Source organism: Paraglaciecola sp. L3A3 (assembly GCF_009796765.1).
Lineage (GTDB): Bacteria > Pseudomonadota > Gammaproteobacteria > Enterobacterales > Alteromonadaceae > Paraglaciecola.
The window spans coordinates 3334897-3349109 of sequence record NZ_CP047023.1 but is presented as its reverse complement, the minus strand read 5'-3'; the positions used below and the strand labels follow the sequence as shown (position 1 = coordinate 3349109).

At 39.0% G+C, this 14213-nt stretch carries 12 protein-coding genes and 1 tRNA gene; 7 read left to right on the top strand and 6 right to left on the bottom strand.

Features of this window, described 5'->3' with window-relative positions; all coding sequences use genetic code 11:
- The first annotated feature begins 18 nt into the window (after positions 1-18).
- The 5 genes from GQR87_RS13915 to GQR87_RS22390 all read left to right on the top strand — a co-directional run bounded on the left by GQR87_RS13915 (position 19) and on the right by GQR87_RS22390 (position 4588).
- Complete coding sequence (locus tag GQR87_RS13915; RefSeq protein ID WP_233267270.1) at positions 19-1203, top strand: hypothetical protein; 1185 nt, start codon at positions 19-21, stop codon at positions 1201-1203.
- Position 1204: 1 nt separating this feature from the next.
- The gene (locus GQR87_RS13910; RefSeq protein ID WP_158973020.1) at positions 1205-1633 is read left to right on the top strand and encodes a hypothetical protein; all 429 of its coding nucleotides are present in this window, start codon (positions 1205-1207) and stop codon (positions 1631-1633) included.
- Positions 1634-2203: 570 nt separating this feature from the next.
- Positions 2204-2704, top strand: coding sequence for a YqiA/YcfP family alpha/beta fold hydrolase (locus GQR87_RS13905; protein WP_158970301.1), 501 nt, complete (start codon positions 2204-2206; stop codon positions 2702-2704).
- 596 nt (positions 2705-3300) lie between these two features.
- A complete protein-coding gene (gene ltrA, locus GQR87_RS13900) occupies positions 3301-4251 on the top strand; it encodes a group II intron reverse transcriptase/maturase (protein ID WP_233267269.1) in 951 nt (316 codons plus the stop codon).
- Positions 4205-4588, top strand: coding sequence for a group II intron maturase-specific domain-containing protein (locus tag GQR87_RS22390; protein WP_370459609.1), 384 nt, complete (start codon positions 4205-4207; stop codon positions 4586-4588). The genes ltrA and GQR87_RS22390 overlap by 47 nt, the downstream gene beginning before the upstream one ends.
- A 501-nt stretch (positions 4589-5089) precedes the next feature.
- Here the strand turns inward: GQR87_RS22390 and GQR87_RS13895 are convergent.
- From GQR87_RS13895 to GQR87_RS13870, 6 genes are all read right to left on the bottom strand, one after another.
- Positions 5090-5166 (bottom strand) — tRNA-Ile (locus tag GQR87_RS13895).
- 291 nt (positions 5167-5457) lie between these two features.
- The gene (locus GQR87_RS13890) at positions 5458-5751 is read right to left on the bottom strand and encodes a VF530 family DNA-binding protein (protein ID WP_158970299.1); all 294 of its coding nucleotides are present in this window, start codon (positions 5749-5751) and stop codon (positions 5458-5460) included.
- A 209-nt stretch (positions 5752-5960) separates the two neighbouring features.
- Positions 5961-7550 (bottom strand): ABC-F family ATPase, encoded by a 1590-nt coding sequence (locus tag GQR87_RS13885; protein WP_158970297.1) that lies wholly within the window; start codon positions 7548-7550, stop codon positions 5961-5963.
- Positions 7551-7668: 118 nt separating this feature from the next.
- Positions 7669-9714, bottom strand: a complete 2046-nt coding sequence (locus tag GQR87_RS13880) for a DUF3488 and transglutaminase-like domain-containing protein (RefSeq protein ID WP_158970295.1) — start codon at positions 9712-9714, stop codon at positions 7669-7671.
- A 1-nt stretch (position 9715) separates the two neighbouring features.
- Entirely contained in the window at positions 9716-10717 is a 1002-nt protein-coding gene (locus tag GQR87_RS13875) for a DUF58 domain-containing protein (protein WP_158970293.1), read from the bottom strand.
- Positions 10718-10726: 9 nt separating this feature from the next.
- A complete protein-coding gene (locus GQR87_RS13870) occupies positions 10727-11644 on the bottom strand; it encodes a MoxR family ATPase (RefSeq protein WP_158970291.1) in 918 nt (305 codons plus the stop codon).
- A 222-nt stretch (positions 11645-11866) separates the two neighbouring features.
- Between GQR87_RS13870 and GQR87_RS13865 the strand changes: the two genes are divergently transcribed.
- The gene (locus GQR87_RS13865) at positions 11867-12442 is read left to right on the top strand and encodes a Negative modulator of initiation of replication (protein ID WP_158970289.1); all 576 of its coding nucleotides are present in this window, start codon (positions 11867-11869) and stop codon (positions 12440-12442) included.
- Positions 12443-12460: 18 nt separating this feature from the next.
- Positions 12461-14113: a phosphoglucomutase (alpha-D-glucose-1,6-bisphosphate-dependent) gene (pgm, locus tag GQR87_RS13860; RefSeq protein WP_158970287.1), complete on the top strand. Its 1653-nt coding sequence runs from the start codon at positions 12461-12463 to the stop codon at positions 14111-14113.
- Positions 14114-14213: the final 100 nt, after the last annotated feature.

The window sequence follows — 14213 nt, the reverse complement described above, 5'->3', positions numbered from 1 at the left end:
GCGATGGCATCGGATGACATGGTTAAATTTAGTGGTTTTGCTACCTTAGGAGCAATCTACAACGATAGTGAAGAGCTTGGATTTCATTCAAACTATAAGGTTGCTGGAAAAACTGGTTTTTCACTGGCGCCAGATTCTTTAATTGGCACTCAGGCTAATATTAAATTTAACCCTCAATGGGATGCCGTTGTCCAAGCTGTTTTTCGTGATAAATTAGACGATAAAGTCCTTAATTACATAGATGTGGGCTTTCTTCGTTATAGTCTAGCCAAGCGCTGGGAATTTCGTGCAGGGCGCATGAATACCGATATTTATTTTTTATCCGAATACAGATCAGTAGGTTATGCTTATCCTTGGGCTCGTCCACCGTCTGAATTTTATGCCCATGTTTCAACCGTATCCCAGTTTCAAGGAGCCGATGTTCTTTACAAACGTTCAGTTGGTGAAGGATTTTTACAAGTTAAATTGGCCTTTGGCGAAACAGAGGCTGTTATCGGCAGACCAGGTACTAAAGTCGATGTTAAATTTGACGATATGTTGATGGCATCAATATCTTATCAACAAAATAAATGGCAAGTACGTGCATCGTTTCTGGACGCAAAAATACAAGAATTTGGAGATGATCAAGATCTAGCCGTTTTGGATCAAGCAATTGAACAGTTTCCACCTTATATTTGGCCTGGAGGACCGGTCCTTAAGGAAAGGTTTGACTACCATGGCAAAAAACAACAGTTTTATGGTTTGGGCTACCAATACGATAATGACCCGTGGATAGTGCAATTAGAAATTGGTGCAAGCCACTCTTTGTGGGATATAATACAAGATAACGTTTCAGGTTATGTAAGCTTAGGTTATCAAGCTGAAGATATTACTTACTTCTCCATACTGTCTGCAATTGAGCCTACTGGGGGCACCCTCAGTGATAGTATTGGAGAAATTTCACCTGCTGCACCGGCTGAAATAGTCGCAATACTTAAATCGTTTGAGCCTCTGCTTAGAGAACAGCTAAACCAAAGTAGGATTAAACAACACACTTTCGGTGTTGGTGCCAAATGGCAAGTTTCGCCTACAATGATTGCTAAATTACAAGTGGATCGAAGCGTGGTAGCAGATAACGGCTTCGCGTTATGGCAGGTAAATACCCAACCTGATTCCAGCCAGACCGTTAATGTGGTTAGCCTAAATGTTAACTGGATATTCTGATATGCGCTTATTAAATATTCGAACAGCAAGTTTGTTATTATTATTATCCTTAGGCTGTCCTGCCCAAGCAATAGTTGTAGTGGTGAACAAACAAAATCCTATTGATTCTTTAAGTAAAACTCAGATTATTGATATCTTCATGGGGCGTTATAAAACATTCCCCAATGGCAGTTCTGCTTATCCATTGGATCGTATATCTGGCAGTTCTGAAAAACAGCAATTTTATCAAGAGTTAGTCAATAAAAGCGAAGCCAAAATAAATACCTATTGGTCACGTTTATTATTCTCTGGACGTGCCAGCCCGCCAAGCAGCTTTAAAACAAATGACGAGATGCTAGCTGAGTTAAAAGGCTCACAGCAAGCAATTGGTTATGTTTTGGAATCTGAAGTAGATGATTCTTTGAAAGTCGTTTATCGTTTCGGAGAATAATTAACCGGAGTTCTGGTTAATTATTACTTTGTTAAGCCATTTATATGATTTTGAGCCTGTTAAGTTTCTATCTTTTGTGATGATGAAACAGGGGCTTAATTAGGTAGACATTCATCACAATTATCTTCTGCATGCCTCTAGTATTGAAAATAGAATGCTAGAGTCATGTTAAAAAGAGACTGACAGTCGAATTTATAGGATACAGTAGCCTAAGCTAAAAGTCATAACTTTGAGTCGCTTAGACTTGCTCTGACATGCAAAGGTTAACCCTCTCAGCTTCACTAAGCTGTTAGTATTAGGGCAATTTCCAGCTTTTACTTTAGCTACTCTATTCAAACCTTTAAACCATATAGCCAACATTCAAGAGACAAACATATATTTGCGTAATACATAGGGTAAATTACTGACAAGTATCAGTATTACCAGATTTGTACGATAGCGAATTTATCCAAAAAGCTTTTTAATTCATTGTTTATATGACAGATTACTACCATTAAATATGTGTAGTGTGCGAGTGTTATTGATACTGTTACATAATCAGCTTTCTGTTTAAATTAAATAAGGATTGATATGAAAGTATATTTTTCTCATGGAAAAGAAAGCGGCCCTTGGGGAAGTAAGATAACCAGGCTTGCAAATGTAGCTAAAGCCCAAGGATACAGTGTTGATAGCATCGACTATTCTGACATACTAGATCCTGATCTTAGAGTTGAACGCTTAATAAGTGTATTAGAAAACGCGGAAGATGAATTCTTACTTGTTGGTTCAAGTATGGGCGGCTACGTTTCTTTAGTTGCCTCAGAGCAAGTTATCGCTAAAGGTGTTTTTTTATTAGCACCAGCTTTATTTATGCAAGGCTATAAAAAGCAATCCTATAGTAATGAAACAAATGTAGAAATTGTGCACGGTTGGTCTGATGACATAATCCCAGTAGAAAATTCAATTAAACAGGCAAAAATTATTGATTGTTCATTGCATTTGATTTCTGGAGATCATCGGTTGAACTCTTCAATAAAGACGGTTGAACAACTATTTTTGAAGTTTCTTAAATCACACAACAAAATATTGTAGCGAACAAGTAACTGAATGTAGCGTTAGTGCGTCAAGCGAAGCTTGATGCATCTTGCAGGGTGTAAGTCCCTGTCAGGTAAGGCTTAGCCAACCACCTGTATCGAGTGTTGCACCTATGGCGGAGTCTGGGATTGGTGAGATACTTATCAGCGATGTATTCGCAACCGGATGAACAATATAGGTGAAGCGTACACAGAGAATTATATAGGCCATAGGGAATGCGTGTTCCTGAAGTGCTGTTATCGCTCCGATAATAAATTAAGTTCTGACTGACGAGGCTTGTAACGCCGTCGAAGTCCAAGCAAAGCAACCGTTATTCAGCGTGTCTGAAATGGCAAGGTTGTGGCGAGTCAGCGGAGTTATAAGCCGTGGCATGTATAAAGAGATGTATTGAGAACTTGAGAGAGCCAAAGGTGTTCCATAAGGAAAATGGTAGGGTAGCCAAGCCACAAGCAAGGCGAACGATGACCCTTTGGCAGTCAGACTTGCTCATAGTAGTTTGAGGTTGGGAAAGCCAACCACATGGCGAAGGGGCAAGCCGTTATATCAGGTGTTTAGCAGATACATAGACCGGACAAAGTAGGGCTGGAAATACTATGACAACCGCACTAAATGCCATCACATTTAAATCACAGACACACCCCAACCATAGATTTCAGAACCTATATGGATTGCTAGGAGATGATTTACTGTATCAAAGTTGGGGGCAACTGAATAAACGAGCAGCCCCTGGTATTGATGGCATCACGATGCCGAAATACAAAGAATCGCTTGTGGAACACCTCACACGTTTAAGTTCAGCCTTGAAAGCTAAGTGCTATCGAGCAGGTGACATTAAGCGTGTATTCATACCCAAAAGTCATGGTAAACAACGCCCATTAGGCTTACCCACAGTGGATGACAAACTGGTACAGCAAAGCGTGAGTCAGATACTGCAAAGTATCTGGGAAGCGGATTTCTTGCCTAACAGTTATGGTTATCGGCCAAATAAGAGTGCGCATCAGGCGGTGCATAGCTTGAGTTTGAATCTTCAGTTTAAAGGTTATGGCTATATTGTTGAGGCAGACATTAAAGGCTTCTTCGATAATATTGACCACAACTGGCTGATGGAGATGCTTAAACAACGCATTGATGATAACGCGCTCTTGAGCTTAATCGGGCAATGGTTGAAAGCACGAATAAAATCGCCAGAAGGGGAGTATCTCAAACCACAAAGCGGTACACCACAAGGCGGTATCATTAGCCCCGTGCTAGCTAATATCTATTTGCATTATGCATTGGATTTATGGTTTGAGAAGAAGATAAAACCTCGCATGAGAGGCAGGGCTATGCTGATACGTTACGCAGATGATTTTGTGTGTGCGTTTCAGTATGCCAATGATGCCGAACGGTTTTACAGCGTGTTGCCAAAACGACTCAAGAAATTCAAACTGGACACGGCACCAGAAAAGACCAGCCTAATAAGGTTCAGTCGATTCCATCCAAGTCGTAAGCGCCAGTTTGTGTTCTTGGGGTTTGCGTTTTACTGGGGCATTGATAAAAGGTAAACCGAGATTAAGGCGACGAACTGCGAGTCAAAAGCAGCGAAGTAGCCTGAGCGAATTTTACCATTTCATCAAAGCCAAACGCTCGCAGAAACTAGCGACTTGGCTACCTCAATTAAAACGCAAACTCACAGGGTTTAGAAATTACTTTGGGCTACCCGACAACAGCCGCAGCGTAAGTAAGCTATATAATTATGTGCTACATAGTTTGTACAAATGGCTGAACAGGCGCAGTGGTCGTCGAAGTTACAATTGGTGTAATTTTAAGAAGATGTTAGAGTATTTCCAAATACAGAAGCTACGAGTTAGCAAAAGAGTGATTAATGTTGACTGGTATTAAAATGGCCGTGATTTACACGGGTGAATATATAACTGAAGAGCCGGATGCGGTAATTCCGCACGTCCGGATCTGTGTGGGGTCGGCTCAGTAATGGGCCGCTCTACCACGATAATATCTGTCAGCCTATTCACTATATACTCAGGATAAATTGGAAGTATTCATATTACCAATATTTTAAATGTCTCACATTTAGATAAAGGTGGGTTCAGACTCGTCGAAAGGTAATTTTTAGACACCAGAAAAGGGGAGAACAAGCCTGTTTCAGAACTTTTTGGGTTTTCAAAGCGAGCCGCTTTAAGCTTTTACTCGGATCTCAGTGACAAATTCTTTTCCTTTTAGGCTTACTTCTATTTCCTATCCAATGATTTACTACTGCAGTTCACTTTTATATGAAGTACGCTAAATGTTGTCTATGGACATTAATATAAATTATGGATTGTTATAGATTTCTGTGAAATAAAAGGATTTAGATTTAGGAATGATTTTATCAGTCTGCAAAAATGGTGGCCCTTCCCTGACTCGAACAGGGGACCTGACGATTATGAGTCGTATGCTCTAACCAACTGAGCTAAAGGGCCACATTTATTTTGATGTTTAAAGTGAGTTCAGAAATGAGCTAACTTCAAAACGAGGCGCAGTATAAGCAGTTTTTATTCGCTTGTCATCCCTTTGACACACAAGAAAAGCGAAGAAATACAAAAATATGGTTCGTTTGATTAATTATTGTGCACTTAGAGTGAAGTTTGTTCTATCAATGAGACATTCATCGTAAATTTTTTTGGGTTTGTATCTCTATTTTTTTCAAGATACCTCAAATTTTAAAACTCACTAATGCATGGCCGTTGTTTTTACATCATTATTAAACGAATTTATTTTTTACTAATATCTGGCCATACGAATGTTTCGTTTGTCTGTTCACTGGTTTTAGTTGATTTGTTTGTGGTGCTAGTTTGTAAAGAAATATATAGCTGCTCAACTTTCTCACGGGCCCATGGCGTTTTACGTAAAAACTTTAAACTAGATTTTATTGACGGATCATTACTAAAGCAGTTAATTTTGATCTGCTTGGCTAATTCTTCCCAGCCCAAAGTTTGCTGTAAATTTTCAAGAATTTTTTGCAGAGTTATGCCATGGAGTGGATCTGTATTTTGAGATTGATGCATTTTATCTTGTTCTTATTTCCAGTGATTATTTATTATAGGTGTGAGTATTCGATTGTCTCAGGTTACTGATACCCGAGCACAGGTTACCTAGCTGAATATGGTAACTTGCTTGGCATAGCAATACCAATAAAAGTAGGTAGCTAAAAATTGCAAAAAAAAGTCCTGATATACAGGACTCTTAGAGCATTTATGGTTCACTAGAAATTGGCTTATACCCCTTGGCTGGCCAAGTAACTTTCATAATCACCTTTAAAGTCAACTACACCTTCAGGGGTGATTTCAATAATACGTGTCGCTAGCGAGGATACAAACTCTCGGTCGTGACTGACAAATACTAAAGTACCTTGATAGTTTTCTAAGGCTAAGTTTAATGACTCGATAGATTCCATATCCAAGTGGTTGGTAGGTTCGTCCATTAATAATATATTAGGTTTTTGTAACATCAGCTTGCCAAATAACATGCGCCCTTGTTCACCACCAGAAATGACTTTCACTGACTTAGTGATGTCGTTTTGTGAAAATAATAATCGGCCTAGGGTACCGCGCATGACTTGTTCGTCGTCACCTTCTTGCGCCCACTGATACATCCAATCCATTAGGGTCATGTCTTTTTCAAAGTCACTAGCATGATCCTGAGCGTAATAACCTATATTGGCATTATCAGACCATTTTAAGCTACCAGAGGTTAAGTCTGTGTCGCCTACTAAACATTTCAATAAAGTGGTTTTACCTGCACCGTTAGGTCCAATGATGGCAACCCGTTCACCCACTTCAATCATTAGGTTTAAATCTTTGTATAACACTTCATCATCGTAAGCTTTGCTTAAACCTTCAACTTCTAACGCTAGGCGATGTAATTTTTTCTCTTGTTCAAAACGAATAAAAGGGTTTTGACGACTAGAGGGTTTAACTTCTTGAATTTCAATTTTATCGATTTGTTTAGCACGGGAAGTGGCTTGTTTTGACTTAGAAGCGTTAGCGGAGAAACGACTGACGAAGGCTTTAAGTTCAGATATTTGCGCTTTTTTCTTGGCGTTATCTGACAATAACTGCTCACGAGATTGGGTGGCGGCTGTCATATACTCGTCGTAATTGCCGGGGAATAAGCGAATTTCCCCATAGTCGATATCTGCCATGTGAGTACACACTGAGTTTAAGAAGTGTCTATCGTGGGAAATAATGATCATAGTGCAGTTACGGTCGTTTAAAACGGTTTCTAACCAACGTATAGTGTTGATGTCCAAGTTGTTGGTTGGTTCGTCGAGTAACATGATATCTGGATCAGCAAACAACACTTGGGCTAATAATACTCGTAGTTTCCAACCTGGGGCTATTTCACTCATAGGGCCAAAATGTTGATCGACCGGAATACCCACACCAATTAATAATTCACCAGCACGAGATTCGGCAGTATAACCATCCATTTCAGCAAATTCTGATTCTAGGTCTGCTACCCGAATACCGTCTTCTTCGGTCATATCCGGGTTAGCATAAATGGCATCACGCTCTACTTTGACTTTCCAAAGTTCACCATGACCCATAACCACAGTGTCGATTACGCTATATTCTTCGTAAGCAAATTGATCTTGTTTTAGTTTACCAATGCGTTCACCCGGATCGGTAGATACATTACCTGCGGTCGGCTCTAAATCGCCGCCAATTATTTTCATGAAGGTGGATTTACCACAGCCGTTGGCCCCGATTAAACCGTATTTGTTGCCATTACCAAATTTGGCTGAAACATTTTCAAATAAAGGCTTCGCGCCAAATTGTATTGTGATATTTGCAGTAGTAAGCAAGATTGCACCTCAAAAAATAAAAGTAAGCTGTAAATTGCTATCTAACTCGTGGTTATCTTAGTCATGAGTAGTAGCAACAAAATTTGCGCGGGATTATGCCACAAAATGCCCAAACTCGCTAAGTCAGTTTTGTCAATTCTGCTTTTAGTTTACCTAATGCTTTTCTCATCATTTTATGACATTGTTTTTGGCTTAATTGCGGGCTATTTGAAAGGGCAATGTTTTGGTATTTCAGACGGATATATATTTGAGTTAATTGGTTCAATTCATTAGTAACAGCCGGGGGGTAGTGTTGCTTAATATGCGCTGCAAAAGCTTGAGGACCTTGCCAGTTTTGTCTAGGAGACTGTGTTTTGTCGAACAACTGAATAGCTTGCTGATAATATTTTTGTGTTTTGTCTGTCCGTACATTTAACCAATGGGGAATATAAAATAGGGTGAGCAGTAAGCTAATGATAACAGTAATACCTAACCCCAATAAAGATAAACGATCAGGGGTTAGTTTACCTAAAATAGATTTGAATAAATTTTGTTGATCTTGGTTGTTAAACCCTAAAATCATTCGACTCCAGTTGTAATCCATATCCGCTAAAAACAAGCGGAAACTGTTTAGCCAAGCAATATCACTCATACGCACCAGGGCAAAAGGTGAGTCAGCCAAAAAAGAGCCTTCCTCTAACATAGCTTGCCTTAAACCAAAGTTGATCCTATCTGGTGATACCAGTGCCGTGGGATCAATCCGCAACCAACCTGTTTGTTGCTGCCATATTTCAACCCATGCATGAGCATCATATTGATACACACTTAAATAAGTGGTATTGCCCTTACTAGTGCTCAGTTCGCCACCTTGATAGCCAGCCACCACTCTAGAGGGAATACCACCTAAGCGTAAGCTAACAGCTAATGCACTGGCATAGTGGCTACAAAACCCTGCTTGTTTATCGAATAAAAATTGATCGACTGGATCGCTGTACATTAAATCTGGCCTAAGGGTGTAAACAAAGGGGTTGTCGGTGAAATGTTTTAACACAGCTTGGATAAAATTTTGATTGTTGGGGTAGTCAGCCCGCAACTGTTGGATCCACTTTCGGGTGCGGGGATTGGTGGTTTCTGGTAATGACAAATTAAGCTTTTTATCCAGAGGGCTAAAGGTTTGCTGGGCCATAGCTTGAGGATAAGAGTTGACTTGGTACTGAAATTGACTTACCAGTTTTTGTTTACTGATTAACTGGAAGGTATCAGCTTGCTTTATTTTTAGCTGACTGCTGCCACTTGCTTGGGCGATATCTAAAGCGAATAGCCAATTTTGGTAAGTAGGCTCAACCATCACTTCATAGTTGATAGCGGTACCTGACAATTTAGGAATAAACTCTGTTTGCTTATGAATTTGTTCGAGGGGTTTTCTCTGTTTATGTATTCTCCAGCTTTTACCATCAAACTCTTCCATGACAATAGTGCGCCAGTATCTATCCACATAGTTAGGGGCTTTGCCATTAAAACTAGCCCTAAAAGCCAGTTCACTGGATTGTGATAAATTGGCTATGTCGCCTGGGGTAATTTGTTCAGATAAACCTGTTTCCATTGTTTTTGATTTAGGTGTTTGCCATAAAGGAGGAAGTTGCGGCAATACTAAAAATAACAATAGACCGATGGGAAAAGCTTGTAAACTTAATTTAGTAACAGTTTTAATATGTATTATTAGTGGAATATTAGGCCCATGATGACAGGCTAAACTAAGTAATAAAGTCAGGCTCATTACGCTATAAAATACGCTGTAAACAATGGATTGATTAAAGATAAATCCGCAACCAATTAAAAAATATAAACTAATAATTAATTGGTAAATATCTTTTTGGCTTCTGACCTGCATTAGTTTGAGTGCGCAGGCCAGCACTAACAAGTTAACCATCACCAGCAGTAAGTCTAAAGACAATCCTGAATAAACCAAACCTAAAGCACTTAGCACAGCTAATAAATTCAAAGTGCGAATGGTCGGTAGGTGTTTATGAAAATTGAAATAAATGGCAGCTCTTATTACTGCAGAGCAAGCCACTATTAATAAAATCCAAGCTAAAACTGAATCAAATAAACTTAGGCTAACTAATAGCAATTCTATACTTAATAAAATTAAACTAAATTGGCGATTTGACTGCTTGGCTGGCATGTTAGTTTACTCTCGAAGGAAAGAGTGCTAATGCGGTTAAACATTTTTTTGTGTGTTCCGGCCCTGTGTTGGGGGCAATACAGACTTGTCCCAAGTCCAAGCCAAAATGTTGCTCGGTTTTGGCGACTTCAATGACTTGAAAGGTCAATTTACTTAATTCTGTTTCTAACCATTCATTATTTAAAGCTTGTTGTTTGAACTGTGAGGGCAGCTTTAACCAAGCGGTTTGTTGACCTAAGGTCGAAAACTGCTTGCTGATCATGCCTCGTCCTTTCGCCAGTTGTTTCCAAGCTACATGGTGCAGTGGTTCTCCTGCTTGATATGGTTTTAGCTGTAAAAATTCATCATGGCCAATTTGTTCAAGTTGGCTACTGCCTGCTTTAACGTTTGTGTCATCAGTGTTTGTTAGTAAGTTAATGACACAGGGTTGAGGTTTGGGGTAGACCAAAATGTCATGACTGAAAGCTAAGTGTGTCCAGCACTTAAATAAGCCAAGGGGAAAATAACTAGCGATAGTGACTCTGGGTAAGGTTAATTTACCTCTTTTATGACAAAGGTAGCTGATAGTCGCTGGGTTGTTATCTGCATTTAAATCAACTTGAGTCTTGTTTGGTGTTTTTTCGGCCGTTCGAAAAGATAAATAAAATAGCCCATTAGGTCGTTGCAGTATAGGGGAGTCTGGGTTTAACCAAAAAGGTAAATGTAAATTATCTCCTACAAAAACTTCTGGTGTTTTTCCTTGTTGAATTAACAGCTTGGAAAAATTGACATAACTAGCCAGTAAATTGATTAAAAATAAAGCCAACAGAAAATAACACAGCAGTAACATCAAATTGTTTTGATAATTAGTTCCCAATAAAAACAACAAAAAACACAAAACTAGAAACAAACCACCAAATTTAGCTGGCAGTATAAAAACATTTTTGTGGTTTAATTGATGTTTGTAAGCAGCCGGAATCCGTTTATCAAGCCACTTATTGGTCAGTTGTTGCAAAAAATTCATTTTACAGACCTAAGCTGTTAAAGGATCAATGGCTTCTAACAATATTTGGCTCAAACTTCCTGTGCCACTAAAATCACTAGATGCACTGCGTAACCTGTGCTCAGCCACAGCAGGTAATATGGCTTGTACATCTTCTGGTATCAGATAATTTCTATTGCTTAAATATGCCCAAGCTTTTGCTGCTCGCAATAATGCTTTACTGGCGCGAGGTGAAAGTGGATTAGCCAATTGTTGGCTCTCTCTACTAAAGGTGACTAGACGCAATATATAGTTAATTATTGCATTTGAGGCATGCACATTAGTGGCATTAATTTGTGCTTGCTGAAAATCTTTTAGGTTCATGACTGCATTCAGCGCAACTTGTTTATTGTTGAATTGGGTTTGCAGCATGATTTTTTCAGCTTCTAAAGTGGGATAGCCCAATTTAATCCGCATTAAAAACCTATCTAATTGTGACTCTGGTAAAGGATAGGTACCTGATTGATGTAATGGGTTTTGTGTGCCTATTACAAAAAATGGCGAGGGTAGGGACCGAGTTTCACCATCTAAACTGACTTGCCCCTCTTCCATGGCTTCTAATAAAGCACTTTGTGTTTTAGGACTGGCACGATTAATTTCGTCAGCTAACACTAATTCACTAAAGATAGGGCCAGGATGAAAGCGGAATTTTTGTTCGTTATTGTCAAAAATATTGATCCCCAACATATCTGCAGGCAATAAGTCTGAAGTAAATTGGATCCTTGAATACTGTAAGCCTAATACTTGGGCTAAGGTATGAGCTAAAGTGGTTTTACCCATGCCCGGCAGGTCTTCAATTAGTAAGTGTCCGTTAGCTAATAAACAGGTGAGAGCAAGTTTGACTTGTTGCTGTTTACCTATCAGCACACTACATGTGCTCTCAATAGCTTGGCTTAATTGAATTTGCATAAATAATAGTTCCTACTTTTATTTAGTATTCAATATATTAGCTTATAACAACTTAATATTGAGTGATTGAATTTATACCCAAGCCACAAAATATATACAAGTTGTTTGGAGGTTAGGACACAAGATCGATAACTAACTGCGAATTAGATTAAATTAATCGATGAATTGATCCAATCAATCCGTATAATTAACTTTTATTATGTTCCACAAAAAAGTAGTTTAATGAAAAGCATAGAAATAGACGACGACCTATACCATTTTATTGCCGCTAATACTCAACATATTGGTGAAAGCGCATCTGATATATTACGTCGCATGGTGATGCCTGATTCTGTTAAGGATAAAGGCTCTAAGAGGGATCTTGATAATTCCAATGATAAGACAATTGCAACTTCAGTAATAAGTACAGAGCTTAATGATGACGTTCCATGTCAAGCTAACCTAGTATTGGAAGAGCTACAAACTATGGATTTAGCTAATATTCCCAAAATGGTAGATAGATGGTTATTAGCATTATCTGTTGTACATAAACATCATAATCAAAGTTTTGCCAAAGTATTAGGCATGAGCGGCCGTAATCGCACATATTTTGCTGAGAATAAAGAAACATTATTAGAAACGGGTAGCAGCACTAATCCGAAAAATGTTCCTGGTTCTATTTATTGGGTTATTACCAATAATAATACGGTGAAAAAAATTAATATGTTAAAAGAAGTGGCCCACGTTGTTGGCTTTCAAGATAAAGAAATTAATCGTTTAGTGGCTATATTTGCCCCTGAACATATGGAATCATTATAATTAATTAAAGGTATCAATATGGCTCTACATCCCGAAGCAGGAAAACCCGCATCTAAGCAGCAACTGGTCAATGTAGCTAAACTAGTTAGTGCCTACTATTCAAATAAACCCGTTAAAGGTGACGCAAGTCAAGCTGTGTCATTCGGTACTTCTGGTCACCGTGGTAGTGCCTTTTTAAATACCTTTACTGATACACATATCGCTGCAATTTGCCAAGCTTTGGCTGAATACCGTGTTCAACAAAATATTACTGGCCCTTTGTATATGGGCATGGATACACATGCTTTGTCTGAAGCTGCTTTTTCTACTGCGGTTGAAGTTTTTGTTGCCAATGGTGTTAACTTAGTGGTGCAAGAAGATCGTGGTTACACTCCTACCCCTGTTATTTCTCATGCCATTTTAGAGCATAATAATAGTGGTGTTAAGGTGTTAGCTGATGGTGTGGTGATTACGCCTTCTCACAACCCTCCTGAAGATGGTGGGTTTAAATATAATCCTCCTCATGGTGGACCTGCCGACAGTGACGTCACTAATTTAATTCAGCACAGAGCAAATGAAATTATCAGTCAGGAAATGGCAGAGGTGAAACGTATTTCTTTGTCTGCGGCTTATGCGTCTGACTTGTTGACTGAGATAGACTTTGCCGAAAATTATATCGCACAACTTGATCAAGTAATTGATATGCAGGCGATTGCTAAAGCGGGTTTGAAGTTAGGTACTGATCCATTGGGTGGTGCGGGCCTAGGCTATTGGGATCGTATTGCTGAACGTTATGGATTGAATATTGATGTGGTAAATCGGGATGTTGACCAACAGTTTGGCTTTATGCGCAGAGATAAAGACGGAAAAATCCGCATGGATTGTTCTTCGCCTTATGCTATGGCTGGTTTGATTGATTTAAAAGATAAGTTTGATTTAGCTTTTGGTAACGATCCAGACTTTGATCGTCATGGCATTGTCACTAAAAAAAGTGGCTTAATGAATCCTAATCATTATTTGGCCGTGGTTATTCAATATTTATATCAACATCGTAGTGAGTGGTCGAAAGATCTTAAAGTAGGTAAAACCCTAGTCTCTAGCAGCATGATTGACCGAGTAGTGAAAGATTTAGGTCGTGAACTCGCAGAAATGCCTGTAGGCTTTAAGTGGTTTGTTAATGGTTTATTAGCCGGAGAAATTGGTTTTGCTGGGGAAGAAAGTGCTGGTGGCATCTTTTTACGTCGCAATGGCAAACCTTGGGCAACAGATAAAGATGGCATCATTTTGTGTCTGTTAGCGGCAGAAATTATAGCCGTGACAGGTAAAGATCCTGGTGAACATTACCAAGAATTAACAGAAAAATTCTCAAACCCTGTTTATCGTAGAATTGATGTGGCTACTAATCATGAACAAAAACAAGTATTGAGTAAAATGGACAAAAGTGTCATCACCTCAACTGAGTTGGCGGGCGAAACTATTTTGAATATTCAAACTCATGCTCCTGGTAATAACGCGGCAATTGGTGGGGTTAAAGTTAGTACTGAAAATGGTTGGTTTGCTGCAAGACCGTCAGGAACAGAAAATGTGTATAAAATTTATGCTGAAAGCTTTAATGGTGAAACTCATTTGCAACAGCTAATCGACGAAGCTCAAGTTTTAGTTGAGGGCGTGTTTAAAACTGCAGGTGTGTAATTTTTGTTTTTAATCTGTAGTTAAAGTGTTAGAAAATGGCGTGACTTCATAAGGTTACGCTTTTTTTTGTCTACATTTAACGATTATTTAACGAAAAGTG